Raw genomic sequence first — 24,926 nt, 5'->3', positions numbered from 1 at the left:
ACGGCCTCAGTGGCGTCCCGCTACGACATCAGTGGCAGCAGCTCCGCGAGGTCCGCCCGCTCGCCGCTCGCGCCGACCTTCGCCTCCTCGACGGCGTCCTGCCAGGTCACCCGGCCGGTCGCCAGCCGGATCCAGGTCAGCGGGTCGGTCTCGACCACGTTGGGCGGGGTGCCCCGCGTGTGCCGCGGGCCCTGGACGCACTGCACGACGGCGTACGGCGGGACCCGCACCTCCGTCGCGCCGCCGGGCGCCTTGACGGCGAGGGCGTCGGCGAGGAGCCGGGTGGCGGCCGCGAGCGCCTGCCGGTCGTAGGGGATGTCCAGGCCGGGGACGGCGGCGTTGAGGTCGTCGGTGTGGACGACGAGTTCGACGGTGCGGGTGACGAGGTAGTCGGCGAGGGCGATGGCGCCGGTGCGGGCGGCGAGGAGGCGGTCGCCGGGGGCGGTGGCGAGGGCCTCGGTGAGCCGTTCCTCGGTGCGGGCGTAGAGGGCGTTCAGGGAGTTCTGGTCGGGGTGGGCGGCCGCGAGGTCCAGGGTGTCGCCGGAAATTCCGGAGGCTCGGACGGCGGTGGCGAACGGCCAGTCCAGGAGGGCGAGTTCGGCCTTCGGGGGTTCGGGCCGGTCGAGGTTGCGGCTGACGGTCTCCACCGCCATGGTGACGTGCGCGGCCAGGTCCCGGACGGTCCAGCCCGCCAGCCGCGTGGGCAGGGCGAGCTGCTCGGGGGTGAGCGTGGCCACGGCCCGCCGTACGTTCCCGAACTGCGCGGTGACCGCGGCGCGGATCTTGACGGGGTCGTAGGTGCGCGTGCGCTTCTTGGCCGGAGGCATGGCGGTGAGCCTAGCCAGTGCGTGCCGTTCCCTGCCCTGTCACTGTCCGGTGCCGGGGCATGCCTCAACCTGCGTCCCGGATCACCCGAGACGGTATGACGATCACACCGAAGGCCCCGCCGGTGGTGAACCGGCGAGGCCTTCGGCGTCGTACGACTGATTACTTGAGCAGCGCCGGGATGGTCTCCTCGTGGGCCGTGCGCAGTTCCTCGAGCGACAGCTCGAACTCGCCCTGGAGCTCGACCGTGTCACCGTCCACGACGCCGATGCGGGTGACGGGCAGGCCGCGCGCCTCGCACATGTCGTTGAAGCGGAGCTCCTCGGAGCGCGGCACGGCGACGACGGCGCGGCCGGCCGACTCGGAGAACAGGAGGGTGAAGGCGTCGAGCCCGTCCGGCACGACCAGGCGGGCGCCCTTGCCGCCGAGCAGCGCCGACTCCACGACCGCCTGGATCAGACCGCCGTCGGACAGGTCGTGCGCCGAGTCGATCATGCCGTCGCGGGAGGCGGAGATCAGGATCTCGCCGAGCAGCCGCTCCCGCTCCAGGTCGACCTTGGGAGGCAGGCCGCCGAGGTGGTCGTGGACGACCTGCGACCAGGCCGAGCCGCCGAACTCCTCACGCGTGTCACCGAGGAGGTAGAGCAGCTGGCCCTCCTCCTGGAAGGCGACGGGCGTGCGGCGCGCGACGTCGTCGATGACGCCCAGCACCGCGACCACGGGGGTCGGGTGGATGGCGACCTCGCCGGTCTGGTTGTAGAGCGAGACGTTGCCGCCGGTCACCGGGGTGCCGAGCTGCTGGCAGGCGTCGGCGAGTCCACGGATGGCCTCCGCGAACTGCCACATCACCGCCGGGTCCTCCGGCGAGCCGAAGTTCAGGCAGTCGGAGACGGCGAGGGGCTTGGCGCCGGTCGTCGCCACGTTCCGGTACGCCTCGGAGAGGGCCAGCTGCGCGCCCGCGTACGGGTCGAGCTTGGCGTACCGGCCGTTGCCGTCGGTCGCGATGGCGACGCCGAGGCCGGTCTTCTCGTCGATGCGGATCATGCCGGAGTCCTCGGGCTGGGCGAGGACGGTGTTGCCCTGTACGAAGTGGTCGTACTGGGACGTGATCCACTTCTTGGAGGCCTGGTTCGGGGAGGACACCAGCTTCAGGACCTGGTCCTTCAGCTCCTCGCCCGTCTGCGGCCGGGGCAGCTTGTTCGCGTCGTCGGCCTGCAGGGCGTCCTGCCAGTCCGGGCGGGCGTACGGCCGCTCGTAGACCGGGCCGTCGTGGGCGACGGTGCGCGGGTCGACGTCGACGATCTTGCCGCCGTGCCAGTAGATCTCCAGGCGGTCGCCGTCGGTCACCTCACCGATGACGGTGGCGATGACGTCCCACTTGTCGCAGATCTCGAGGAAGCGGTCGACCTTCTCCGGCTCGACGACCGCGCACATGCGTTCCTGCGACTCGCTCATGAGGATTTCCTCGGGCGAGAGCGTCGAGTCGCGCAGCGGTACGTCGTCCAGGGTCACGCGCATGCCGCCGGAGCCGTTCGAGGCGAGCTCGGACGTGGCGCAGGACAGACCGGCCGCGCCGAGGTCCTGGATGCCGACGACCAGCTTCTCGGCGAAGGCCTCCAGGGTGCACTCGATGAGGAGCTTCTCCTGGAAGGGGTCGCCGACCTGCACGGCCGGACGCTTCGACGGCTTGGCGTCGTCGAAGGTCTCGCTCGCCAGGATCGACGCGCCGCCGATGCCGTCGCCACCCGTACGGGCCCCGTACAGGATGACCTTGTTGCCCGCGCCGGACGCCTTCGCGAGGTGGATGTCCTCATGCCGCATCACACCGATGGCACCGGCGTTGACCAGCGGGTTTCCCTGGTAGCAGGCGTCGAAGACGACCTCGCCGCCGATGTTCGGCAGGCCCAGGCAGTTGCCGTAGCCGCCGATGCCTGCGACGACGCCCGGGAGGACGCGCTTGGTGTCGGGGTGGTCGGCCGCGCCGAAGCGCAGCGGGTCGACGACGGCGACCGGCCGCGCGCCCATCGCGATGATGTCGCGGACGATGCCGCCGACGCCGGTGGCCGCGCCCTGATAGGGCTCCACATACGACGGGTGGTTGTGCGACTCGACCTTGAAGGTGACCGCATAGCCCTGGCCGACGTCGACGACGCCCGCGTTCTCGCCGATGCCCACGAGCAGCGCATCGGACTGGGGAGCCTTCTCGCCGAACTGGCGGAGGTGCACCTTGGAGGACTTGTAGCTGCAGTGCTCGGACCACATGACGGAGTACATGGCGAGTTCGGCGCCGGTGGGCCGGCGGCCGAGGATCTCCACGACCCGCTCGTACTCGTCCTTCTTCAGGCCGAGTTCGGCCCAGGGCAGCTCGACGTCGGGGGTCTCGGCCGCGTGCTCGACCGTGTCCAGAGGCGTCCGGCTCATGCGTTGACCAGCTTCTTGAGGATCGAGGTGAAGAAGGGGAGACCGTCGGTGCGGCCCGACCCGACGAGCGGCTCCACGGCGTGCTCCGGGTGCGGCATGAGGCCTACGACGTTGCCGGCCTCGTTGGTGATGCCGGCGATGTCGCGGAGGCTGCCGTTGGGGTTACCCCGCTCATCGGCGACTCCGTCGCGGGCCAGGTACCGGAAGGCGACGCGGCCCTCGGCCTCGAGCTTGTCGAGGGTGTACTCGTCGGCGACGTACCGGCCGTCCATGTTCTTCAGCGGGATGTGGATCTCCTGGCCCGCCTCGTAGTCCACGGTCCAGGCGGTCTCCGCGTTCTCCACCCGCAGCTTCTGGTCGCGGCAGATGAAGTGGAGGTGGTCGTTGCCGAGCATCCCGCCGGGAAGCAGGTGGGCCTCGGTGAGGATCTGGAAGCCGTTGCAGATGCCCAGGACCGGGAGGCCGGCCTTCGCCTGCTCGATGACGGTCTCCATCACCGGCGAGAAGCGGGAGATGGCTCCGGCGCGCAGATAGTCGCCGTAGGAGAAACCGCCGGGCAGCACCACGGCATCGACCTGGTGGAGGTTCTTGTCCTTGTGCCAGAGCGCGACGGGTTCGGCGCCCGCGAGGCGGATCGCCCGCTGGGTGTCCCGGTCGTCGAGGCTTCCCGGGAAAGTGACGACGCCAATACGAGCGGTCACTTCGCGGCTCCCGCGACTGCTTCTTCCGACTCGACCTTGACCGTGAAGTCCTCGATCACGGTGTTGGCGAGGAAGGATTCCGCAAGATCGTGGATGCGGGCGAGGGCGGCTTCGTCGACGGGTCCGTCAACTTCCAGTTCGAATCGCTTTCCCTGACGTACGTCGGAGATGCCTTCGAAACCCAGCCGCGGCAGTGCGCGCTGCACCGCCTGGCCCTGGGGGTCGAGGATCTCCGGCTTGAGCATGACGTCGACTACGACGCGTGCCACTGGCACTCCCGGTGGTGTGGTGCTGAGCAGGTTCCTGCGGGTGTCTCCAACAGGTGTCTTCAGACTACCCGCACAAAATTTCTACGCGGGTAGAGTTGTAGGAAGCTACGTGACGGCCATCACGATCCCGCATCGGAGGGGGACGTTCACGAAAAGTTACTGGAAAGATCCCCGAACGGTCCCGGATACCTATTGCGCTCGGACACGCGGACAGATTTAGTCGGGCTTCACAATGCATTCCGCGCACTGTACAAATGAATTGGAAATAGCCGAGACTCGGCACTTCGCCGCAGCTGAGCTGTATGCGGTGCCGGACGAAGGGACCGATATTCGTGGCGCAGAAGGTCGTGGTCACTCTCTTTGACGACATCGACGGCTCGGAAGCGGCGGAAACGATCGCCTTCGGACTCGACGGCAAGTCGTACGAGATCGACCTGAATGAAGCCAATGCCAAGAAACTGCGTAAGGCGCTTGCGCCCTACGTGGAGGCCGGCCGCAAGCGGTCGAGGTCGGGCAGGGCGTACAAGCAGACGGAGGTCGCCCCCGACCCCGCGGCGGTCCGCGCCTGGGCCCAGGCCAACAAGATGGAGGTGCCGGCCCGAGGCCGTATCCCCAAGAAGGTCTACGAGGCCTTCGCCGACGCGCAGTGACGCCCGGCGGGTCGCGTCGCTCAACCGCACCCGCACCCGCATCAGCCGTGGGCCGACGGCCGGTCACCCGCCCCTCGAACGCACCGACTTGCGCTGCACCCCTCCCGGTCGGCTAGAGTCTGGAGCACGCCGCGGGGCGAGGCCGAAAAGGCCCAGCTCACGGAGTACATGCGGGTGTAGTTCAGTAGCAGAACATCCCCCTTCCAGGGGGAAGGCGCAGTGTGCAATTCCTGTCACCCGCTCTGCATCGCCGTCCGACCACTGTCGTGGATCGGGTAGGCTGGTGCTCGCGCCGATCAGTGAAAGCTGGTCGGAGGCAATGCGGACGTAGCTCAGTTGGTAGAGCGCAACCTTGCCAAGGTTGAGGTCGCGAGTTCGAGCCTCGTCGTCCGCTCTGAATCAAGCCCCCCGGCTTCCACCGGGGGGCTTTTTCGTGCGTGCATGCAGGCATGCGTGCGTGCGTCGCGAGCGATCGGCGGTGCGAGCGATCGACTGACATTTGTCATACGTAGTGGTGACACCTCGCACTGCTGACGGTCTCCGACCGCGGGGACGCTGGAGGCATGAACACGAACGAACACGTGATTGAGGTCACCGGCCTCCGGCGTGTCTACGGGGGCGGGTTCGAAGCGGTCCGCGGGATCTCCTTCCATGTCGAACGCGGTGAGATCTTCGCCCTGCTGGGCACCAACGGCGCCGGAAAGACATCGACCGTCGAGTTGCTGGAGGGCCTCGCGCGGCCCGACGGCGGGCGCATCTCCGTGCTTGGCCACGACCCGTACTTCGGGCGGGCCGCCGTACGGCCGCGCACCGGCGTGATGCTCCAGGAGGGTGGTTTCCCCTCCGAGCTGACCGTCGCCGAGACCGCGCGGATGTGGGCCGGCTGCGTGAGCGTTGCCCGCCCGGTCGGGGAGGCGCTGGCACTGGTCGGGCTCACCGGGCGGGCCGGCGTCCGGGTCAAGCAGCTGTCCGGAGGCGAGCGCCGACGCCTCGACCTCGCGCTCGCCGTCCTCGGCGAGCCCGAGGTGCTGTTCCTGGACGAGCCGACGACCGGCCTGGACGCCGAGGGCCGCCGCGACACCTGGGACCTGGTACGCGCCCTGCGCGACACCGGTACGACGGTGCTGCTGACCACCCACTACCTGGAGGAAGCGGAGCACCTCGCCGACCGCCTGGCCATCCTGCACCAGGGCCGCATCGCCGCCGCGGGGACACCCGCCGAGGTGACCGGCGCCCAGCCGTCCCGGATCACCTTCGAACTGCCCGAGGGGTACTTCATGGGCGACCTGCCGCCACTGGGTGAGCTGGGCGTGTGCGGTCACGAGAGCGAGGGCCGCGTCGTACGGCTGCGCACGCGGGAACTGCAGCGCGCGGCGACCGGCCTGCTGGTGTGGGCCGAGCGCGTCGGCGTCGAACTACGCCGGCTGGACGTGCGGTCGGCCTCGCTGGAGGAGGCGTTCCTGGGGATCGCCCGGGAGGCGTCGCACCGCGACGAGGCCGGCGAGACCAGCGAGACCGGCGGGACCGAGGAGGTCGCGGCATGAGCGGGGCGACGGTGAAGGACTCCGAGGGCGGGGGTGCGGCCGCCACCGGTACGGACGGGCGTACGGTCACCACTCCCGCGAGCCGGATGGCCGCCCTAGCGCGGGCCGAGCTGACGCTGCTCGGGCGCAGCAGGAGCACGATCATCGCGGCCGTGTTCATGCCGCTCCTGCTGCCGGTCGGCCTGGTGTCGGTCGTCAAGGACATGAATGTTCAGGACGTCGGGCTCAGCGTCGGGCTGGTGCTGCTGCCCACCGCGATCGGGTTCTCGCTGCTGTTCGGGGTGTACTCGGCGCTGGCCGCCATCTACACCGCCCGGCGCGAGGAGTTGGTGCTGAAGCGGCTGCGGACCGGCGAGCTGCGGGACGCCGAGATCCTCGGCGGGGCGGCGCTGCCGGTCCTCGCCACCGGGTTGGTGCAGTCCCTGGTGCTGGTGGCCGGTTCCACGGTCCTGCTCGACGTACCGGCCCCGAAAGCGCCCCATCTCGCCGTGCTGGGGCTGCTGTTGGGCCTGGTGATGTGCGCGGCGCTCGCGGCGGTCACGGCGACGATGACCCGGACCGTGGAGAGCGCACAGGTCACCACGATGCCGATGGTGCTCGTGTCGATGACCGGCTCCGGGGTGACCGTCCCCCTGGAACTGCTGCCCGACCGGCTCGCCTCCGTCTGCGAACTGCTGCCGCTGTCCCCGGTGATCACCCTGATCCGCGGCGGCTGGACCGGAAACCTGTCGGCGTACGAGGCCCTGGGCGCCCTCGCGACCGCGCTGGCCTGGACGGTGCCGGCGGTGTTTGCTGTACAGCGGTGGTTCCGGTGGGAGCCGAGGCGCTAGGCCGACAGGGCCTCAAGAGCAGACGGGGCCTGAAGGACAGACAGGGCCTGAGAGGCAGACAAGGCCTGAGGGGGCGGGGAACGGTGTTCGGCTGGATACGGGGGTGGCAGCGGCGCCATTGGCGGGAGCGCAGCAAGGCGGAGCGGGTCGAGCTGGTGACCGTGATCAGCTGGTACGGCACGATCTGGCTCTTCTCCGGGTCCTGGCTGGCGCTGCCGCTGGTGGGAGGGGTCGACCACCACCGGCCCGAGCCGCTGCTCGTCGGCGGGCTGCTGCTGCTCGTGGGCGCCCTGCAGTGCGTGGAGGCGAACCGGCTCACCCGGTCCGTGCTCGACCACTACCTGGGCCGCACCGAACTCCCGCCCCGCGCGCTGCGCCCCTCCGCCGTCCTGCTGGCCCTGGAACTGGCGCTGACCCTGGCGCTCGCCGTGCTGGGCGGCACCGAACCCGTGGCGATCAGGCTGTTCATCGGCGCCGCGCTGCTGCCCTTCGGGCTGCTGTACGGGCTCGTCATCCCGATGCGGATGTTCCTGCGCCGGTCCGCCGTCCTCGCCGTGGTGCTCATGGCCGCGTTCGCCTGGGCCGACCCGGACCCCGCCGGGATCGTGATGGTCGGGGCGCTGACCGCGTTCGGGACGCTCTTCTCGCTGCTCGCCTGCCGCTGCGGCGCCTGGACCCTGTCCGTGCTCTGGGAGGCGGAGCGGGGCCGCGAGGTCGAGGCCCGGCTCGCCGTCGCCGAGGAACGGCTGCGGTTCGGGCGTGACCTGCACGACGTGCTGGGCCGGAATCTGGCGGTGATCGCGCTGAAGAGCGAGCTGGCCGTGCAGCTGGCCCGGCGCGGACGGCCGGACGCCGTGGAGCAGATGATCGAGGTGCAGCGCATCGCGCAGGAGTCGCAGCGGGAGGTACGCGCTGTCGTACGGGGCTACCGTGAGGCCGACCTCGGAGTCGAACTCGCCGGAGCGCAGGGCGTGTTGACGGCGGCCGGGATCGCGTGCGAGGTGAGCGGGGAGACCGGCGGGCTGCCCGCCGAGGTACAGTCCGCGCTCGGCTGGGTGGTGCGGGAGACCACCACCAACGTGCTGCGGCACGGAGACGCCGGCCGTTGCTCGGTGGCGTTGCGCAGGACGGAAGGACATGTGGTGCTGACGGTGGAGAACGACGGTGCCGGGTCCCCCGCCGAAGGCGGCCGCGGGTCGGGACTCGCCGGACTGCGGGAACGGTTGCAGGGGGTCGACGGGACGCTGGAGTCCGGGCTCGTCCGAGCGGGCGTGTTCCGGGTGGTCGCGGAGGTACCGCTGAGCGGAAAGGCTGCTGTGAGAGAGGTCACTTCATGACGGTGCGGGTCCTGCTCGCCGACGACGAGCACCTCATCCGGGGCGCCCTGGCCGCGCTGCTCTCCCTGGAGGACGACCTGGTGATCGTCGCCGAGGCGGCCACCGGACCGGAGGCGCTGGCGATGGCGCGGGCGCACCGGCCCGACGTGGCCGTCCTGGATCTTCAGATGCCGGGCGCGGACGGTGTGAAGGTCGCCACATCCCTGCGCACCGAACTGCCCGACTGCCAGACACTGATCGTCACCAGCCACGGTCGGCCGGGACACCTCAAGCGGGCGCTTGCGGCGGGTGTACGCGGGTTCGTCCCGAAGACGGTGAGCGCGCAGCGGCTCGCGGAGATCATCCGCACCGTGCACGCCGGGAACCGTTACGTCGACCCGGAGTTGGCGGCCGACGCGATCGCCGCCGGGGACTCGCCGCTGACCTCGCGCGAGGCGGAGGTGCTCGAACTCGCCGCCGACGGGGCGCCCGTCGCGGAGATCGCCGAGCGGGCCGCGCTGTCGCAGGGGACGGTCCGCAACTATCTGTCGTCGGCCGTGTCCAAGCTCGGGGCGGAGAACCGGCACGCAGCGGTGCGGCTCGCTCGGGAGCGAGGTTGGGTATAGTTGGTCTCGCGCCACGGAACATGCACCGCGTTCATGGTGGCGCAGTGCGGACGTAGCTCAGTTGGTAGAGCGCAACCTTGCCAAGGTTGAGGTCGCCAGTTCGAACCTGGTCGTCCGCTCCAGCGCAAAGGCCCCGGTCATCGACCGGGGCCTTTCGCGTTGCGCGTGCGCCGGACGCGTCACGCCCAGCGGGTGCCCGTCAGGCGCTCGTAGGCCTCGACGTACTTCGCGCGGGTCGCGTCCACGATCTGCTGGGGAAGCGGCGGCGGGGGCTGCTCGCTCTTCCGGTCCCAGCCGGACTCGGCCGAGGTCAGCCAGTCGCGCACGAACTGCTTGTCGTACGAAGGCTGGGCGCGGCCGGGCTGCCACCGGTCGGCGGGCCAGAAGCGGGAGGAGTCCGGGGTGAGGACCTCGTCGGCGATGACCAGGGTCTCGCCCTCGTAGCCGAACTCGAACTTGGTGTCGGCGAGGATGATGCCCCGGTCGCGGGCGATGTCGCGGGCGCGGCCGTAGACGGCGAGGGTCGCCTGGCGGAGCTCGGCGGCGGTGTCGGCGCCGACCTGGCGGGCGACCTCCTCGTAGGACACGTTCTCGTCGTGCTCGCCGACGGCGGCCTTGGTGGCGGGGGTGAAGATCGGCGCGGGCAGTTCGCTGCCGTCGACCAGGCCCTCGGGCAGGGCGAGGCCGCAGACCGTGCGGGACTCCTTGTACTCGGCGAGACCCGAGCCGGTGAGATAGCCGCGGGCCACGCACTCGACCTGGACCATCCGCAGCGACTTGCAGATCAGGGTGCGGCCGGCCCAGTCGGCGGGCGCGCCGGCCGGCAGCTCCGTGCTCAGGACGTGGTTCGGGACCAGGTCGGCGAACTGGTCGAACCACCACAGGGAGAGCTGCGTGAGGACGCGCCCCTTGTCGGGGATCTCGGTCGGCAGCACCCAGTCGAAGGCGGACGTGCGGTCGCTGGCCACCATCACGAGATCGCCCGCCTCGTTCTGGTACAGCTCGCGCACCTTGCCGGTGTGCAGATGCACCAGGCCCGGCACCTGAAGGGGCTCGGGCTTTTCTACGAATCCGGACACGGTTCCTCCCCGTGGTTCTGTCCTAGTGGGTCGATTGTCCCGTACATCGGGATCGATCAAGGACAGCGGGTGGGGACAGCGGGTGAGGACAGCGGGTGGGGACAGCGGGTGGGGGGCGGACGGGCGTCAGTCGCGTTTGCAGATGCGGTCCAGGAGGTTGGCGGTGGCGCGCTGGACACGCGCGTCCACATGGCCGGGGCGGTCCAGGGCCGGGGACCAGGCGAAGGTTCCGGAAGCGAAGACCAAGGCGCCGGAGGGGGCGCGGTAGAGGGAGGTCTCCTGGTGACGCTGGACGCCCTCGGTGTCGGTGTACGGGGAGTGGGCGAGGAGGATGCGTTCCTCGTGGGGCGGGAGGGGCGTGCGCGGGAAGTAGCGGTCGGCCTCGCCCGCGACCAGGTCCTCGATGCCGTCGCCCTCTCCTGCGCCGGTCGCCTCCCACAGCCAGTGGTTCGCGTTGCGCACGATCAGCGGGTGCGGATCGGGCACCCGGCCCGCGTACTGGATGCCGACCAGTTGCTGCTCGGCGCGGTCGATCTCACGCCACAGGACAGGCTTGCCGGGCCCCTTGCGCTTGCGGCAGGTGAGCAGACGGCCGGGCACGCCGGACGGCGACGCCCCCAACTCCACCTGCCAGTACACGGAGTTCGCGGACAGGAACACCAGTGAGGTGCCGCTGTCGCGGGCCAGTTCCACGGTGCGACGCATGGGCGTCGACCAGTACTCGTCGTGGCCGGGGAAGACGAGGCCCCGGTAACGGGCGGGGTCGAGGTGACCGGCGTGCAGATCACGGGCGTCGGCGTAGGCGAGGTCGTAGCCGTAGCGCTCGGCCCAGCGGATGAAGTCGTAGGCGTGGCCGACATGGAGGGGGAGGCCGGCGCCCGCGTAGGGCCGGTCGAAGGAGACCGTGGTCGCGGCGTCGGCCTCGCCGAGGAGACGGCCCTTCTCGTCCCAGGCGTGGTAGAGGCTGGCGCCGGTGCGTCCGTCCTCCGGGTAAAGGTTGTAGGCCTGCCAGGTGACGTCGGGGAGGACCAGGAGCAGGTCGGCGGGGCGGTTGTCGCGGACCGTGAAGGGGACGTGGGAGCGGTAGCCGTCGACGGTGGTGAGGACGGCGACGTACGCGCCCACGTTCCAGTACGACGGCACCTGCAGGCGCCAGGAGAGCCACCAGTGGTGGCAGGAGACGGTGCGGTCCGCGGTCAGGGGCGGGGGCTGGACTATGCCGGAGAGGCGCGGGCTGGTGGTGATCTTGGCTGCGCCGTCGCCGTCGTAGTGGCCTATGCGGTAGATGTCGACGCTGAATTCCTGCGGCGGGTCGACCGTGATGTGGAAGTCGACGGCGTCGCCGGGGGCGACCGCGCCGGTGGAGACGAAGCCCTTGATCTGCCGTCGGACGTCGTCGGCGGAGCGGGGGCCGCCGGCGGCGTCCGCGCTGCGGGGGGCGGGGACACGGGGTGTCCCCCGGCGGGTGGGGGCGGCGGGGGCGGGGGTCTGGTCCACGTACCAGGGGACGACGTTTCCGGTGTCGTCGAAGTACGTCTCGCTGCCGCGCAGCCACGGGACGGGGCCCTGCCCGAAGGGGTCCGTCACGGCGTGGGCCAGCGCTCCCGACTCCCATCGGCGGATGCGCTCCGGTCCTGGTCCGGGTCCCATGGTGCTCCCCTCCCTTGTGCCCCCGTGATGGTTCGTGCGTACGTGGCGGCCGTGCGCGTTCGTCGGATGTCGCATGTCCTATGTCGCAAGCCCTTGCCATGGGCGCTATCGGTCCCAGCACATCACATAACGCGCGCAGACAGTCACGATTCGTTGCGAATTGGCCGAAAGTGGAATCCGGTGCTCCGATAGGTATCCGGCGGCTGAGGGGTGCGGGCCGAGGGGTGGGGGCGGGGGTTGGCGGGTGCCGGGTGGCGGCTGGCGGCTGGCGGCTGGCGGCTGGCGGCTGGCGGCGGAAGTCCGAGGCCCAGCCCCGCACGGGTGCCCGCGCCGGTGCCCGCGCCCGGATGCGCTCAGCCGAGCCGTACCGGCTTCTCCGGTCGTATGCCCAGCTCCACGAGCCAGGTGCGCAGGGGGGCCGCGTCGCCGTCCTCGACGAGGCTGAGGACGCGGGGGGTCAGGTCGGCGACGCGCCGGCCGTCGACCAGAAGGGTCGGGCCGTCGAGCCAGTCGAGGCCCGGCGTCGCGCCGACGGTGTCCATCGCGGCGCAGCAGACCATCGCCGTGACGTGGTCGGCGAGCAGCTCGCGGTCGGTGCGCGGGGGCTGGAGAGGGACCAGGGGGACGGCGTCGTCGTCCCAGAGGGCCATGTCCGGGCCCTGCCCGGGCAACGGGGAGCCGGCCGGAGCGGCCACTGCAGCCACCGCCTCCTCCCGCCCGACCTCGACCCCGAGCCGAGCGGCCAGAGCGGCGCTACGGGGGTTGGGGGGCGGGGGGTCCTCATTGTCGGGGGTGGGGATGGGGTGAGGAGCGGGGGCAGGAGCGGGGGCAGGGGCGGTGGGGGATTCGGCGGAGGCAGACGGGGAGGACATCCGTCCGGATTCGGCAGCCGAGGGCCGGCCCGGCGCCTCGGGCAGCGGCGCCACGTCCGCTCGGCCGGACCCACCCGCCGACGCGGGCCGGCCAACCGAGCCGGACCGGTCATCCGAGTCGGGGTGGTCGGCCGACGCGGGACCGCCCGCCGGATGGGCCGGGTCCGCCAGGTGAGGCGCGGCCGTTCGGTGGGCATCGCCCGCCGAGTCGGGGTGGTCGGCCGAGTCGGGGCGGTCAACCTGCTCAGAGTGGTTCGTCGACTGGGGCCGGCCCTCCGGCCTGGGCGGGTTCGGCGGCCGAGGGCGGCCCGTCTGGCGGAGCGGGTCCGTCTGGGCGGCCGGGTCCGGGGGGACAACCGTGTCCCTCGGACGCGGAGTGTCCGTCCGGGAGCCCGTGTCCGTCGGGTAACAGGTGTCCGTGGGAGGGTTCGCGCCCAACGGATGGACTGTGTCCGCGACGCGGGAATTGTCCGGCGGGCGGGAGTCGTCGGCGATCCGAGAGGCACCGGTGACCTGGGAGTTGTCCGGCAGGTGGATCCCGTCCGGCACCTGGACCCCGTCGGGCATATAGGCCCCGTCCGCCGCGCGGGGGCCATCCGCCGTACGGGGGCCATCCGCCGCGCGGGGCCTGTCCAGCGTGTGGGGCCCGTCCACTGTGTGGGTCCCATCCGCGCGGGCACCGTCCACCGTGCGGGACCCCTCCGCGCGGGCACCGTCCACCGTGCGGGGTCCGGGCTCTGTGCGGGGTCCGGGCTCGGGGTGGGGGTGGGGTGGTTGTTGGGAGGTGGTTGTTAGGTGGTCGAGGATGCGGGACAGGGTGGGGCCGTGGGGGTGGGTGACGGGGTCGGGGGTGCGGCGGACGCCGAGGGCGTCCAGGACGCGGTGGAGGCGGGCCGCGTCGGTGCGCCACTTGCGGTCGACGACCTCGTCCGGGTAGTCGTCCCAGGCCACCGGCGACCAGTCCGGGCCGGGGTCCGCGGGCCCGCCGTGGAAGAGGCGGGCGGCGAGCAGCGAGGCCGCCTCGTCGATGGTGCCGGGCTCTTCGAGCAGGTCGCAGGCGGGGCGCTCGCCGAGCCGGGAGGCGAAGCCTTCGGCCAGGCGGTCGCGCCGGGACAGCTCGGTGAGGGCGGCGACGACCCCCGCGTCCAGCCGGGAGGGCCAGCGGCCCATCCGCCAGGCGGGCAGCGCCACGCGCGTCAGAAGCCGGTCCCAGCCCGCGTACGCCAGCCCCACCTGCTCCTGGGCGACGATCCGCAGCCCGTAATCCACAGCCTGTGCACGCTCGGCCGCCGCGGCGGCCACGCCCCGCTCCATCTCGCCGGCGTGGACCTGGCAGCCGCGGAGCATCAGCCGCGCGACCCAGCCGATGCCCGAGCAGGCCGGCCGCAGGACGGGATACCGGTCGCCGCGGGAGGCGCAGCCGGCCACCGCGGCGTCCAGCCCGCGCACGAAGCGGCGGGCCGCGGCTATGTCGGGGTGCGCGGAGGGTCCCGTACCGGCGACGACGGGGGCGAGGACGGCGCGCAGCTCGCCGACGCGCATCCACCACAGGAACGGCGAGCCGATGACGAGGACGGGCGCCGCTGTCGTACGACGGTGGAGGGGGCCGTGGGGGCCGCCCGCGCCGGCTATCTCGTCGCGGTCGCGGGGCGGGGGCGGGCCGTGGGCCGGGTGGGTGCGGTCCTCCAGCCAGCTGTCGCAGTCCGGCGTGAGCGCTATCGCGGAGGGCGCCGGGACGTCGAGGCGGTCGGCGAGGTCACGCACCAGCCGGTACAGGTCGGGGGCCGACTCCTCGGCGATCGCGACCGTGGGACTGACGGCGGGCCGGGCCCGGGCCACGACCAGGGCGATGACACCGGCGGCCAGCAGCACGACGACCGCGACGACGACCACGGCCCAGCGTGCGGTGTCCCACCCCTGGCCCACAAGGTGCCCGGTGGAACCGCCCGCGAGCAGGATCACGGCGGCTGCCGCGGGCAGCAGCGCGACGGCGAGTGCCCGGCTGCGGATACGCAGCACGGCGAGCGCCCGGGCACGCGCGGCCTGCGCGCCCACCTCCACACCCATACCGGTCACGACCGGACCTCACCCCCTCCCTGCAGTCCTGTTTCCCCCGGCTGTCTTCGCAGTGCTCACTCCCCCACTGTGGCACCGCCCACTGACATCGCAATGCCGGTGGGCCAAGTGCCGGAACCTGTGCCGGGACGCTTGCGCCGCACCCTAGTTGGCACTCCGGCCCACGTCAGCCGGATAGCTCAGCGCTCACTCGATGGAATGCCTTTGGGGAAAGGTGGATGACGGTGGGCAACGATCAGGCCCCGGGTTTCAGGGGTCCTCCCTGCGGAGTTCCCTGAGGCCCGGGGCCTGGGACATACCTGCTGAGACGCGCGTCACGCGCCCGCCGGTCCGTGCGCTCGGACGCGTGTCACGCGTCCGCAGCCGCCTTCGCGGCGATGTCCGTACGGTGCTGGGAACCGTCGAGACCGATGCGCGCGACCGCCTTGTACGCGCGCTCGCGGGCCTCGGTGAGATCGGCGCCGGTCGCGGTGACGGACAGCACACGGCCACCGGCGCTGACGACCGTCCCGTCGTCGTCCTTCGTCCCGGCGTGCAGGACGTACGCGTGCGGGGCGTCCTCGGCGGCCACCTCGGCGAGGCCGGTGATCGGGTCGCCGGTGCGCGGGGTGCCGGGGTAGTTGTGCGAGGCGATGACGACGGTGACGGCCGCGTCGTCCCTCCAGCGCAGAGGCGGCAGGTCGGCGAGGTCGCCGGTGGCGGCGGCCTTCAGGACTCCGGCCAGCGGCGTCTTCAGGCGGGCCAGGACGACCTGCGTCTCGGGGTCGCCGAAGCGGGCGTTGAACTCGATGACCCGGACACCGCGGCTGGTGATCGCGAGGCCGGCGTAGAGCAGACCGGAGAACGGGGTGCCGCGGCGGCGCATCTCGTCGACGGTCGGCTGGAGAACGGTCTCAAGGACCTCCTCCACCAGCTTCGGGTCGGCCCAGGGCAGCGGCGAGTAGGCGCCCATGCCGCCCGTGTTCGGGCCCTCGTCGCCGTCGAGGGCGCGCTTGAAGTCCTGGGCGGGCTGCAGCGGGACGACGCTCTCGCCGTCGGTGATCGCGAAGAGGGAGACCTCCGGGCCGTCGAGGAACTCCTCGATGACGACGCTCCCCCGCTGCCTGGACGGCGCGGGAGGTACCCCCATGCAGGCGGCGGCGTGCGCCGTGGCGGTCTCCAGGTCGTCGGTGACGACGACGCCCTTGCCGGCGGCCAGACCGTCGTCCTTGACGACGTACGGCGCGCCGAAGGCGTCGAGGGCCTCGGCGACCTCCTCGGGGGTCGTACAGACGTAGGAGCGGGCGGTCGGCACACCGGCCCCGGCCATCACGTCCTTGGCGAACGCCTTGGAGCCCTCCAGCTGAGCGGCCTCCTTCGAGGGGCCGAACACCGGGATGCCCGCCTCGCGCACGGCGTCGGCGACCCCGGCCACCAGGGGCGCCTCCGGGCCTACGACGACCAGCTCGGCGCCGAGCTCGACGGCCAGCGCGGACACGGCCTCGCCGTCCAGGGCGTCGACCTGGTGCAGCTCGGCGACCTCGGCGATGCCGGCGTTGCCGGGGGCGCAGTGCAGCGCGGTGACGGCGGGGTCGAGGGACAGTGAGCGGCACAGGGCGTGTTCGCGGGCGCCGCTGCCGATGACGAGGACGTTCACGGGGTCAGCCTAACCGGCCGGGGCCGGGGCGTTTGTACGGGCTTCCGAAGGCCGGGGCGGGACGGCACTGTGCGTTCCTACAAACAACCCGTCGTGCTTTCCGCGCTCGCGCATCTCTCCGCGCTCGCACGTCTCTCTGCGCTCGCACGTCTCTCTGCGCTCGCACATCTCTTCGCGTTCTTCGCGCTATTCGTTGGTGAATTCCTCCACCACCGTCGCTCCCAGCTCCCGGACGATCAGTTCGTAGCCGGAGAGGGCCGACTCGTTGAGGTCCGGGTCGTCGTCCTCAGGGGTGTCGTCCTCGGGGGCCACCGGCTCGGGGGCGGAGGCCGCGGGGGCGGGCGCCGAAGCGGGTGCGTACTGGGCGGACGCGGCGGGAGTGGTCGGTGCCGGTGCCGGTGCCTGCGCGTGTGCCTGGGCCTGGGGCGCTGCCGTGTTCATGGCCGACGGGGCCGATGGGGCGGACGTACCGCCACCGCCGTAGCCGCCGGGACTGCCGTAGCCGCCGGGACTGCCGTAGCCACCGGCGTTGCCGGGACTGCCGTAGCCGCTCGGAGCGCCGCCGACACCGCCACCGGCGCCACTGCCTCCGCCGCCGAAACCGCCGGTCGGCGGGGGTGCCGAGCCACCCGACGGGTCGACGATCGCATCGATCTTCCACTGGACGCTGAACTGCTCGGTCAGCGCCTGTCGCAGCACGTCCTCGCTGCCGCTGCTCGCGAAGTTGTCGCGGGCGCCGGCGCTGGCGAAGCCGAGCTGGAGGGTCGTGCCGTCGAAGCCGGCGACGTGGGCGTTCTGGCTGAGCAGGATCCAGGTGAAGCGCCGACGGTTCTTGACCGCCTCCAGGATGTTCGGCCAGAGCATGCGGGGGTCGAGGCCGCCGGACGGAGGCGCATACGCGGCAGCGGGCGCAGGGGCGGACGCCGACGCGGGCGCGGGGGGTGCCGTCGGGGCGGAGGCCGGGGGTCCGGCGGGGGCGGGTGGCTGCGGGCGTCCGCCACCACCCGCGGGGGCGGCCGTCGGCCAGCCGCCGGGCCGACGGCCGCTGCCCGCCGCAGTGGGGGTGGGCCAAGCGCCGGGGGCGGGCTGGACGGGAGGCTCGTCAACGGGAGGGGCGGCAGGAGCGGGAGCGGGCATGGGAGTGGGAGTGGGAGTGGGAGCAGGCATGGGAGCGGGAGCGGGCGTCGGGGGGGCCGCGGGCCCGGCGGCCGGGGGCTGGCCCGGCGCGGGCCCGGCGGCGGCAGGCGCAGCCGCCTGCCCCGGAGCCTGTCCCTGTCCCTGTCCTTGCCCGGGTCCCTGCCCTCGTACCGCCGCGCGGGCCGCCGCGGCGCCGCCGCCGGGCGGGATGGACGCGCCCTCGCCCATGGCGGAGCCGCCGTGCGCCTCGGGGCCGGGCACGTACCCCATGGCAGGCATGGCGGGGGCCATCGTGGGGGCGCCCTGCACACCCATACCGCCACCGCCGCCCGGCGAGAAGTTCACGCCGCGCTCGATGCGGTCGAGGCGGGCCATGACGGACCGCTCGTCTCCATAGGCGGCGGGCAGCATCACGCGCGCGCAGATCAGTTCGAGCTGGAGGCGGGGCGACGTGGCGCCGCGCATCTCGGTGAGGCCCTCGTTGACGAGGTCGGCGGCACGGCTGAGTTCGGCGGCGCCGAAGACGCCGGCCTGGGCCTGCATGCGCTCGATGACGTCCACCGGGGCGTCGATCAGCCCCTTCTCCGCCGCATCCGGAACGGCGGCGAGGATCACGAGGTCGCGCAGCCGCTCCAGCAGGTCGGCGACGAAGCGGCGCGGGTCGTTGCCCCCCTCGATGATCCGGTCGACGACCTCGAAGGCGGCGGCGCCGTCACCGGTGGCGAAGGCCTCGACGACGGAGTCGAGCAGGGAGCCCTCGGTGTAGCCGAGCAGGGAGGTGGCCATGGCGTATGTCACACCCGCGTCGCCCGCACCGGCGAGGAGCTGGTCCATGACGGACATGGAGTCACGCACGGATCCCGCGCCGGAACGCACGACGAGCGGCAGGACGCCGTCCTCGATGGGAATGCCTTCCTTCTGGCACACCTCGCCGAGGTACTCCCGCAGCGTCCCCGGGGGCACGAGCCGGAACGGGTAGTGGTGGGTCCGTGACCGGATGGTGCCGATGACCTTCTCGGGCTCCGTGGTCGCGAAGATGAACTTCAGATGCTCCGGGGGCTCCTCGACGACCTTGAGGAGCGCGTTGAAACCGGCCGACGTGACCATGTGGGCCTCGTCGATGATGTAGATCTTGTAGCGGCTTCCGGCGGGCCCGAAGAAGGCCTTCTCCCGCAGGTCACGGGCGTCGTCCACACCACCGTGGGAGGCGGCGTCGATCTCGATGACGTCGATGGAGCCGGGCCCGTTGCGCGCGAGGTCACGGCAGGACTGGCACTCCCCGCACGGAGTCGGCGTGGGCCCCTGCTCGCAGTTCAGACACCTGGCCAGGATGCGCGCGCTGGTGGTCTTCCCGCACCCACGCGGCCCGCTGAACAGGTACGCGTGATTGACCCGGTTGTTCCGCAGCGCCTGCTGCAGCGGGTCGGTGACATGCTCCTGCCCGATGACCTCGGCGAACGACTCCGGGCGATAGCGGCGGTACAGCGCGAGAGACGACACGCATACGAGGTTATAGGCGACCACCGACATCGGGCCCCACGCACGATCCCGGGCCCCCTGGGCATCGCCAGGACGGTGAAACGCAAGCGCCCCCCACGCACCCGCCAGAGCCAACCTACCCTTGCTGCCTTCCGGCCCTGGGGGAGTTCAGTCAGATAGCGCCGCGTGAGGGGCTCCGCACAGGCTACAGGATCTGAGCGGGGGGAACGAGTTCGCGAGCACTCCTCAACGTCTTGTATTGTTTGCGGCGGAGGATTCGCCTAGAGGCCTAGGGCGCACGCTTGGAAAGCGTGTTGGGGGCAACCCCTCACGAGTTCGAATCTCGTATCCTCCGCAGCCGCCTGAACAGGCAAAACGAAGCGGCCCCGCTGATCACAGCGGGGCCGCTTCGTTGTTCACTCAGGCGCCGTTGTCCTGGTTTTTATCCACAGGGGGTGCTTCCGGGGCTCCCCAGATGGCATCGGCGATCATCCGGGCCGCCTCCTTGAGCATGGCGTCCGGCACGTGCAGGTACCTCGCCCGCATGCTCGCGGACGTGCCCGGCTCCCACCCCATGATCTGATCGATGACCTTGCCCCACGGGTCACGCCAATCTGGTAGGGGCATTCACACCAAGAGTATGGTGACTTGTATGGCAACCAAGAAAGTAACGGTGACGATCCCCGAAGATCTCCTGGACGAGATCCGCGCCGAGGCGGCTGAGCGGGGACTTTCGGCGTACGTCGCCGAAGCACTGCGATTCAAGCGCGATCGGGACCGACTGCTGGAACTGGTCGACTGGCTGCAGGAGGAACACGGCGCGGTCACCGACGACGAGCGCGCAGCAGCACTCTCGGAGCTGGAAGATCTCGACGCCGAGCACGAGCGTCGCCTCACCGCCGGAGGGCACAACGCCGGAGAGGCCGCGTGACCAAGCGAGCCAGAGATCACGGGCAGCGGCCACTGCGCGCCTTCGTACTCGACTGCGAAGCCCTGTCCCTCGCTGTGCGTGGCGACCGGAAGATGATCGCCTGGCTCGATCTCGCAGCACGGGGCGAAGCCGATGTGGTCACGTCGCCCATGACGCTGGTGGAGGCGTACGACGGCAGAACCACCGAGCAGCGCTGGGACTGGGTGCTCTCCCGGCTCAAAGTCGCCGACATCGGGAAGGACGAGGCCCGCCAGGCCCGCCGACTCCTGTCCGACGCCAAGCTTCACGGCCACAAGTACGCGATCGACGCGGTGCTCGCCATCATCGCCCGACAGCAGAAAGGGCAGGTCACCATCTTCACATCGGACGGGGACGACCTGGAGAAGCTGGTTCCGGAATCGATCGTCGTCAAGCGAGTATGACCGGCGCCCTGATCTCAGTTCTGGTCTCAGTTCTGGTCTCATTCGTCGCCGTCCGGCGCCGTCCACCATCCGTCCGATGGCCTTCTCCGCCCCAGGTCATAACGCACCCGTCCCGCCCCGCCCCCCAGACGAACATCTGGAAAGCGTGTCGTGTTGGGGGCAACCCCTCACGAGTTCGAATCTCGTATCCTCCGCCAGTGCCTCACCGGGCACGATGTCGAAGGGCCCCACCGTTCGCGGTGGGGCCCTTCGTCGTGCGTGGTCTCAGTCTTGCGGTAGACACGCCCGCTGGGAGGAACCTGCCCCGATGCGGCACCCGCCGACCTGGGAGGTGCGCCATTCTGGAAACCCGGCGCCAAGCCTCCCACCCCACTGCGACTCCCCGGTCTGACGAGGTGCACCCCCATGAAGTCCCGATCAACGCTGGCGACATGGCTGAGCAGCCTCGGCGGCTCTCGTCTGGCACGCGTGCTCGAAGCACGAAAGGACGCCATGTCCCTTCCGGAGCCGCGCTCGGTGGGGGAACTGGCGGATCGTCTTCAGCGCCCCGGATCGGTGGCACTGGCCCTGCCACGGCTCGCGCTGCCGCACCTCCAGGTGGCCGAGGCGCTGGCGGCGCTGGGTGCGCCCGCGTCGCGCGATGCCCTGGCGGAGCTGTTGGGGGCGACGGACGACGAAACCACCCGCGAACTGGACGTCGTGCTGGAAGCGCTGGCCGATCAGGCTCTGGTCTGGCCTGACGGCGTGGGGAAACTCCGCATGGCCGGACCACTGCGCCAGGCCTGGGACGCGCCCCTGGGACTGGATGCGCCGCTGGAGCGGCTGCTCGCGGGCGCGACCTCCGAGGACCTGCGCGGCATGCTGGCAGCCCTGGGCATCAAGCCGCCGGGCACCAAGCCGCAGCGTCTGGCCGCACTGGTGGCACATCACAGCGACCCGGAACAGGTCGTCCCACTGGTCGCGAAAGCTCCTGCGGCGGCCCGGAAGCTGCTCGAACGCCGCGCGGAGGGCGTGCCGGGGCAGCCGCAGTTCATCGTGTTCGGCGCTCCCCGCCCCGGCCTCGAACCGGGCGTCCGGTGGGCACTGGAGCGGGGACTCCTGATCCAGGATCGTCACGCCTACGGTCCGGCCCGTATGCCGGCCGAGGTGACGCTCTCGCTGCGCGGACCCGGCTGGCACGCCCCGTTCGCACCGGTCCCGCCTTCCGTGCGATCGGCGTCCGTCACCCCGGCCGAGGTGGACCACGAGGCGTCAGCCGCGGCCACGGCGTTCGCGTCCCGTGCCGTTTCGGTCCTGTCGGCCTGCTCGGGCACCGCGCCGACCCGACTGAAGTCCGGCGGGATCGGGGCGCGTGAACTGGCCCGCATCGGCAAGGCCGCGCAGGCCGACGACGCCGTCGTACGCCTTGCTCTTGAGACGGCGTACGCCGCCGGGCTCCTGGGCCGGGACGGCGACCGCGTGGCGCCCACCGAGGCGTACGACGCCTGGGCGGAGCAGGAACCCCCGGAGCAGTTCGCGGTACTGCTCGGGGCATGGCGGAACCTGCCGCTCACCCCGACCGAGTCGCGCGATGAGGACAACAAGGCGCTTCCCGCTCTCGCGGGAGCACCGCCCTGCAATGGCTGCGTGCAGGCTCGCCACGGGCTGTTGGCCGCAGCCGGACAGCTTCCGGCAGGGCAGGGCGCAACGGTCACCTCGGATCTGGGGCCCCTGATCACCTGGCACCGCCCGCTCACCCACTCATCGCCCGCGGACGGAACACCGTTCGCCGCCGTGATCCGTGAGGCCGAAATTCTCGGCGTGCTCGCTCGCGGCGCTCTGTCCGCCTTCGGTATCCATCTGCGGACCGGCGACACGGAGGCGCTGGACATGGAGTGCCGACGACTGCTGCCCTCGGCCACCGCGACGGCACGGATCGGCGCCGATCTCACCGCCGTCGTCACCGGCACACCGTCCGCGCGACTGGCCTCGCTCCTGAACGCCGTCGCCGACCGTGAGACCAGCGGCACGGCATCGGTGTGGCGGTTCAGCGCCGGCAGCATCCGCCGGGCACTGGACGCCGGCCGTCGCTGCGACGACATCACGGCCGACCTGGCCGCTGTCGCCGCCGGGCCCCTGCCGCAGCCGCTGTCCTACCTGATCGCCGACACCGCACGCGGCCACGGCCGTGTGCGCGTCACCCCCGCCGCCTGCGTCATCCACGGCGACGAACCCGCTCTCCTGGCCGAACTCGCCGCCCACCGCAAGCTCGCGGGGCTTGGGCTCCGGCAGTTGGCGCCTACGGTGCTGATCAGCCGCAGCCCGCTCGACACGACCCTCGCCACGCTCCGGGCCGAGGGATACGCCCCCGTCGCCGAGACGGCCGAGGGCACGGTACGGGTCGAGAAAACCCGGCCTCAGCGGGCCGCCGCGCAGGTGCCGGCTCCGCGCGGCACCGGCGCGAGGGACAGTGGCCGGATCGCTGCCACAGGCACGGCGAAGAAACCCGCCCCGGTCGACCCGAACTCCTTGGCGGCCCAGTTGCTGGCCGCCCCTGCGACGACTCCGGAACCCGCGCCGTTCGATGGAGGACCGCCCTTCGCCACGGACACCGAGGAGATCGTCGCGGGGTGGGCGAAGCACCTGCCGTACAGCGACGTCCGCCAGCTCGCCCACGCCATCGATGCCGGCGCACCCATCACCGTCGACTACGTCGCCGCCTCGGGGAACCGGACGGTACGCACCCTCAGCCGCCTCGAACTCGACCCGCCCTACCTCGAAGCCTGGTGCCACCTGCGAGAGGACGATCGCGTTTTCACCCTCTCCCGCATCCACGGCGTCATGAGCCCCGTGCTCGAATGAAGGAAAGATGGTATCGCCAGGGATAGTATCTCTGCCGATACTATCCCTAGCGGGAGGCTTGCCCATGCGTCGATTCATCGGGCGGGATCGCGAGCTGAACGTGCTCGGCACCGCCCTGCGGGCGGTCCACGACGCCGTCGGGTCGGCGAAACCGGGGCAATGCGTCCTCATGCGGGGAAGACGGCGGGTCGGCAAGTCCAGCCTCGTCGAGGAGTTCCTCCGGCGTTCTGAGACTGAGACGCCGTACCTCTTCTTCACCGCGGCGGGCGGCACGGCGGAGGACGAACTGACGGAGCTGCTCGACGCCGTCGCCAGATCCACCCTGCCGGAGCGGGGACTGTTCGCGGAGGAGACCCCGACGCAGTGGAACGCGGCGTTCAGGCTGCTCGCGGAGATGCTTCCCGACGACAGCCCGAGCGTGGTGGTCATCGACGAGGTTCCGTATCTCATGGACCGCATCGACGCCTTCGAGGGCATGCTCCAGCGGGCATGGGACCGGCTACTCAGCCGAAAGCCGGTACTTCTCCTCCTGGTCGGGTCCGATCTGTCGATGATGGAGGCGCTGAACAGCTACGACCGTCCTTTTCACCAGCGGGGGCGGGAAATGATCGTCGGGCCCCTGAACCCCGCCGACATCGGCGAGATGCTCGGCCTGTCTCCGGCGGCCGCGTTCGACGCCGCGCTGGTCACGGGGGGTCTCCCCCTGATCTGCGCGGAGTGGCGGGCCGGGGCCGACGTCTGGGAGTTCCTCCGCGACTCGCTGGACAACCCCATCTCGGCCCTGCTGGTCTCCGCCGAACGCTCACTGGCCGCGGAGTTCCCACCGCAGGCGATGAGCAGGGAGGTACTGCGGGCCATCGGATCCGGAGAGCGGACCTTCACCAACATCGCGCGCGCGGCCGGCGGCATCGCCCACACCACTCTCACCCGAGCCACAGACGTGCTGACCGAGAAACGGGTCGTGGCTGCCGAACTTCCCCTCTCCCTGAGGCCGTCGAAGGAACGCCGCTACCGGGTGGCAGACCCCTACCTGCGGTTCTGGCTCGCGTTTCTGGATCCGCACATGGCCGAGATCGAGCGGATGCGGGGGGATCTCACGCTGAGCCGCATCCAGGAGCAGTGGACGAGCTGGCGGGGCCGCGCTGTCGAGCCCCTCGTGCGGGAATCCCTCGCCCGTCTCCTGCCGGACGGGCTCCTGCCTGCCGCCCCGGCGATCGGCGGGTACTGGACCCGCAGCAACGACGTCGAAATCGACTTGGTGGGCGCCGACCGGCAACCGGTGGCCGAGCAGTTGCTCTTCCTCGGCTCGGTCAAGTGGCTGGAGAACTCCGCGTTCGACAGCCACGACCTGACCGCACTGCAGAAGCACCGGGCAGCGATCACCGACGAGCCGGTACCGCTCGTGGCGGTCTCCCGCAACGGGGTCGGTTGTTCCGGCCTTCAGGCGGTGTACGGCCCCGAGGAACTGCTCAACGCCTGGCGCAGGGCATGAGCAGGAACCGAGCGGTTGGTTGCAGTTCTGGTTGACCCCTCACGAGTTCGAATCTCGTATCCTCCGCCAGTGCCCTCACCGGGTAATACGTCGAAGGGCCCCACCGCGAGGTGGGGCCCTCCAGTACCG

The 24,926-nt window shown here is 71.4% G+C and carries 18 protein-coding genes, 4 tRNA genes, 1 other RNA gene and 1 pseudogene; 13 read left to right on the top strand and 11 right to left on the bottom strand.

The features are described from left to right. Positions 1-20: 20 nt before the first annotated feature. From ACZ5SK_RS10510 to purS, 4 genes are all read right to left on the bottom strand, one after another. Positions 21-827, bottom strand: coding sequence for a maleylpyruvate isomerase family mycothiol-dependent enzyme (locus ACZ5SK_RS10510; protein ID WP_334578791.1), 807 nt, complete (start codon positions 825-827; stop codon positions 21-23). 160 nt (positions 828-987) lie between these two features. Further along, positions 988-3,246: a phosphoribosylformylglycinamidine synthase subunit PurL gene (gene purL, locus ACZ5SK_RS10505; RefSeq protein WP_334578790.1), complete on the bottom strand. Its 2,259-nt coding sequence runs from the start codon at positions 3,244-3,246 to the stop codon at positions 988-990. Further along, positions 3,243-3,947 carry a phosphoribosylformylglycinamidine synthase subunit PurQ gene (gene purQ / locus ACZ5SK_RS10500; protein WP_319344061.1) on the bottom strand — a complete coding sequence of 235 codons (705 nt, stop codon included), beginning with the start codon at positions 3,945-3,947 and terminating at the stop codon, positions 3,243-3,245. The genes purL and purQ overlap by 4 nt, the downstream gene beginning before the upstream one ends. After that, positions 3,944-4,216: a phosphoribosylformylglycinamidine synthase subunit PurS gene (gene purS, locus ACZ5SK_RS10495; RefSeq protein WP_020131278.1), complete on the bottom strand. Its 273-nt coding sequence runs from the start codon at positions 4,214-4,216 to the stop codon at positions 3,944-3,946. Before purS ends, purQ begins: the two co-directional genes overlap by 4 nt. Before the next feature lie 332 nt (positions 4,217-4,548). Here purS and ACZ5SK_RS10490 point away from each other — a divergent pair, with 332 nt between their 5' ends. From ACZ5SK_RS10490 to ACZ5SK_RS10455, 8 genes are all read left to right on the top strand, one after another. Next, positions 4,549-4,866: a histone-like nucleoid-structuring protein Lsr2 gene (locus tag ACZ5SK_RS10490; RefSeq protein WP_319344059.1), complete on the top strand. Its 318-nt coding sequence runs from the start codon at positions 4,549-4,551 to the stop codon at positions 4,864-4,866. Positions 4,867-5,036: 170 nt separating this feature from the next. After that, positions 5,037-5,108 (top strand) — tRNA-Gly (locus ACZ5SK_RS10485). Between the two features lie 79 nt (positions 5,109-5,187). Next, positions 5,188-5,260: transfer RNA gene (locus tag ACZ5SK_RS10480), tRNA-Gly, on the top strand. A 169-nt stretch (positions 5,261-5,429) separates the two neighbouring features. Continuing rightward, complete coding sequence (locus ACZ5SK_RS10475) at positions 5,430-6,410, top strand: ABC transporter ATP-binding protein (RefSeq protein ID WP_468417838.1); 981 nt, start codon at positions 5,430-5,432, stop codon at positions 6,408-6,410. An 86-nt stretch (positions 6,411-6,496) separates the two neighbouring features. After that, complete coding sequence (locus ACZ5SK_RS10470) at positions 6,497-7,240, top strand: ABC transporter permease (protein ID WP_334581270.1); 744 nt, start codon at positions 6,497-6,499, stop codon at positions 7,238-7,240. Between the two features lie 83 nt (positions 7,241-7,323). Next, the gene (locus ACZ5SK_RS10465; RefSeq protein WP_334578788.1) at positions 7,324-8,577 is read left to right on the top strand and encodes a sensor histidine kinase; all 1,254 of its coding nucleotides are present in this window, start codon (positions 7,324-7,326) and stop codon (positions 8,575-8,577) included. After that, positions 8,574-9,182, top strand: coding sequence for a response regulator transcription factor (locus tag ACZ5SK_RS10460; RefSeq protein ID WP_334578787.1), 609 nt, complete (start codon positions 8,574-8,576; stop codon positions 9,180-9,182). Before ACZ5SK_RS10465 ends, ACZ5SK_RS10460 begins: the two co-directional genes overlap by 4 nt. A gap of 46 nt (positions 9,183-9,228) precedes the next feature. Further along, positions 9,229-9,304, top strand: a tRNA-Gly gene (locus ACZ5SK_RS10455). 57 nt (positions 9,305-9,361) lie between these two features. On the opposite strand, the gene ACZ5SK_RS10450 is transcribed toward ACZ5SK_RS10455, so the two are convergent. The 6 genes from ACZ5SK_RS10450 to ffs all read right to left on the bottom strand — a co-directional run bounded on the left by ACZ5SK_RS10450 (position 9,362) and on the right by ffs (position 19,310). Further along, a complete protein-coding gene (locus tag ACZ5SK_RS10450) occupies positions 9,362-10,261 on the bottom strand; it encodes a phosphoribosylaminoimidazolesuccinocarboxamide synthase (RefSeq protein WP_334578786.1) in 900 nt (299 codons plus the stop codon). Positions 10,262-10,387: 126 nt separating this feature from the next. After that, complete coding sequence (locus ACZ5SK_RS10445) at positions 10,388-11,911, bottom strand: N,N-dimethylformamidase beta subunit family domain-containing protein (RefSeq protein ID WP_334578785.1); 1,524 nt, start codon at positions 11,909-11,911, stop codon at positions 10,388-10,390. Between the two features lie 353 nt (positions 11,912-12,264). After that, complete coding sequence (locus ACZ5SK_RS10440; RefSeq protein ID WP_468575801.1) at positions 12,265-14,850, bottom strand: M48 family metalloprotease; 2,586 nt, start codon at positions 14,848-14,850, stop codon at positions 12,265-12,267. 358 nt (positions 14,851-15,208) lie between these two features. Further along, positions 15,209-16,495 (bottom strand): phosphoribosylamine--glycine ligase, encoded by a 1,287-nt coding sequence (gene purD / locus ACZ5SK_RS10435; RefSeq protein ID WP_334578783.1) that lies wholly within the window; start codon positions 16,493-16,495, stop codon positions 15,209-15,211. A 186-nt stretch (positions 16,496-16,681) separates the two neighbouring features. Further along, positions 16,682-19,132: a DNA polymerase III subunit gamma and tau gene (locus ACZ5SK_RS10430; protein ID WP_468575767.1), complete on the bottom strand. Its 2,451-nt coding sequence runs from the start codon at positions 19,130-19,132 to the stop codon at positions 16,682-16,684. Positions 19,133-19,211: 79 nt separating this feature from the next. Further along, an RNA gene (gene ffs / locus ACZ5SK_RS10425) (signal recognition particle sRNA small type) lies at positions 19,212-19,310 on the bottom strand. 71 nt (positions 19,311-19,381) lie between these two features. On the opposite strand from ffs, the gene ACZ5SK_RS10420 reads away from it, so the two are divergent. Next, positions 19,382-19,466 (top strand) — tRNA-Ser (locus ACZ5SK_RS10420). 65 nt (positions 19,467-19,531) lie between these two features. Here ACZ5SK_RS10420 and ACZ5SK_RS10415 read toward each other — a convergent pair. Beyond that, positions 19,532-19,705 (bottom strand): annotated as a pseudogene (locus tag ACZ5SK_RS10415) (site-specific integrase); the annotation flags it as partial. A 58-nt stretch (positions 19,706-19,763) separates the two neighbouring features. On the opposite strand from ACZ5SK_RS10415, the gene ACZ5SK_RS10410 reads away from it, so the two are divergent. The 4 genes from ACZ5SK_RS10410 to ACZ5SK_RS10395 all read left to right on the top strand — a co-directional run bounded on the left by ACZ5SK_RS10410 (position 19,764) and on the right by ACZ5SK_RS10395 (position 24,797). Further along, entirely contained in the window at positions 19,764-20,042 is a 279-nt protein-coding gene (locus tag ACZ5SK_RS10410) for a ribbon-helix-helix domain-containing protein (RefSeq protein ID WP_334578781.1), read from the top strand. After that, positions 20,039-20,464: a hypothetical protein gene (locus ACZ5SK_RS10405; protein WP_334578780.1), complete on the top strand. Its 426-nt coding sequence runs from the start codon at positions 20,039-20,041 to the stop codon at positions 20,462-20,464. The genes ACZ5SK_RS10410 and ACZ5SK_RS10405 overlap by 4 nt, the downstream gene beginning before the upstream one ends. A 405-nt stretch (positions 20,465-20,869) precedes the next feature. Beyond that, complete coding sequence (locus tag ACZ5SK_RS10400) at positions 20,870-23,305, top strand: helicase C-terminal domain-containing protein (protein WP_457494589.1); 2,436 nt, start codon at positions 20,870-20,872, stop codon at positions 23,303-23,305. A 64-nt stretch (positions 23,306-23,369) separates the two neighbouring features. After that, positions 23,370-24,797: an ATP-binding protein gene (locus ACZ5SK_RS10395; RefSeq protein ID WP_468157945.1), complete on the top strand. Its 1,428-nt coding sequence runs from the start codon at positions 23,370-23,372 to the stop codon at positions 24,795-24,797. Positions 24,798-24,926 lie beyond the last annotated feature (129 nt).

This window comes from Streptomyces sp. NPDC031474, from assembly GCF_055581185.1.
This window is presented reverse-complemented; position numbering and strand designations above follow the sequence as displayed.

What these genes read in the sequence shown, in the direction of transcription:
- ACZ5SK_RS10460 (WP_334578787.1), top strand. Translation starts at nt 8,574, where the DNA reads ATGACGGTGCGGGTCCTGCTCGCCGACGACGAGCACCTCATCCGGGGC.
- ACZ5SK_RS10400 (WP_457494589.1), top strand. Translation starts at nt 20,870, where the DNA reads ATGAAGTCCCGATCAACGCTGGCGACATGGCTGAGCAGCCTCGGCGGC.
- ACZ5SK_RS10445 (WP_334578785.1), bottom strand. Translation starts at nt 11,911, where the DNA reads ATGGGACCCGGACCAGGACCGGAGCGCATCCGCCGATGGGAGTCGGGA.
- ACZ5SK_RS10440 (WP_468575801.1), bottom strand. Translation starts at nt 14,850, where the DNA reads ATGGGTGTGGAGGTGGGCGCGCAGGCCGCGCGTGCCCGGGCGCTCGCC.
- ACZ5SK_RS10410 (WP_334578781.1), top strand. Translation starts at nt 19,764, where the DNA reads ATGGCAACCAAGAAAGTAACGGTGACGATCCCCGAAGATCTCCTGGAC.
- ACZ5SK_RS10470 (WP_334581270.1), top strand. Translation starts at nt 6,497, where the DNA reads ATGGCCGCCCTAGCGCGGGCCGAGCTGACGCTGCTCGGGCGCAGCAGG.
- ACZ5SK_RS10510 (WP_334578791.1), bottom strand. Translation starts at nt 827, where the DNA reads ATGCCTCCGGCCAAGAAGCGCACGCGCACCTACGACCCCGTCAAGATC.
- ACZ5SK_RS10395 (WP_468157945.1), top strand. Translation starts at nt 23,370, where the DNA reads ATGCGTCGATTCATCGGGCGGGATCGCGAGCTGAACGTGCTCGGCACC.
- purL (WP_334578790.1), bottom strand. Translation starts at nt 3,246, where the DNA reads ATGAGCCGGACGCCTCTGGACACGGTCGAGCACGCGGCCGAGACCCCC.
- ACZ5SK_RS10475 (WP_468417838.1), top strand. Translation starts at nt 5,430, where the DNA reads ATGAACACGAACGAACACGTGATTGAGGTCACCGGCCTCCGGCGTGTC.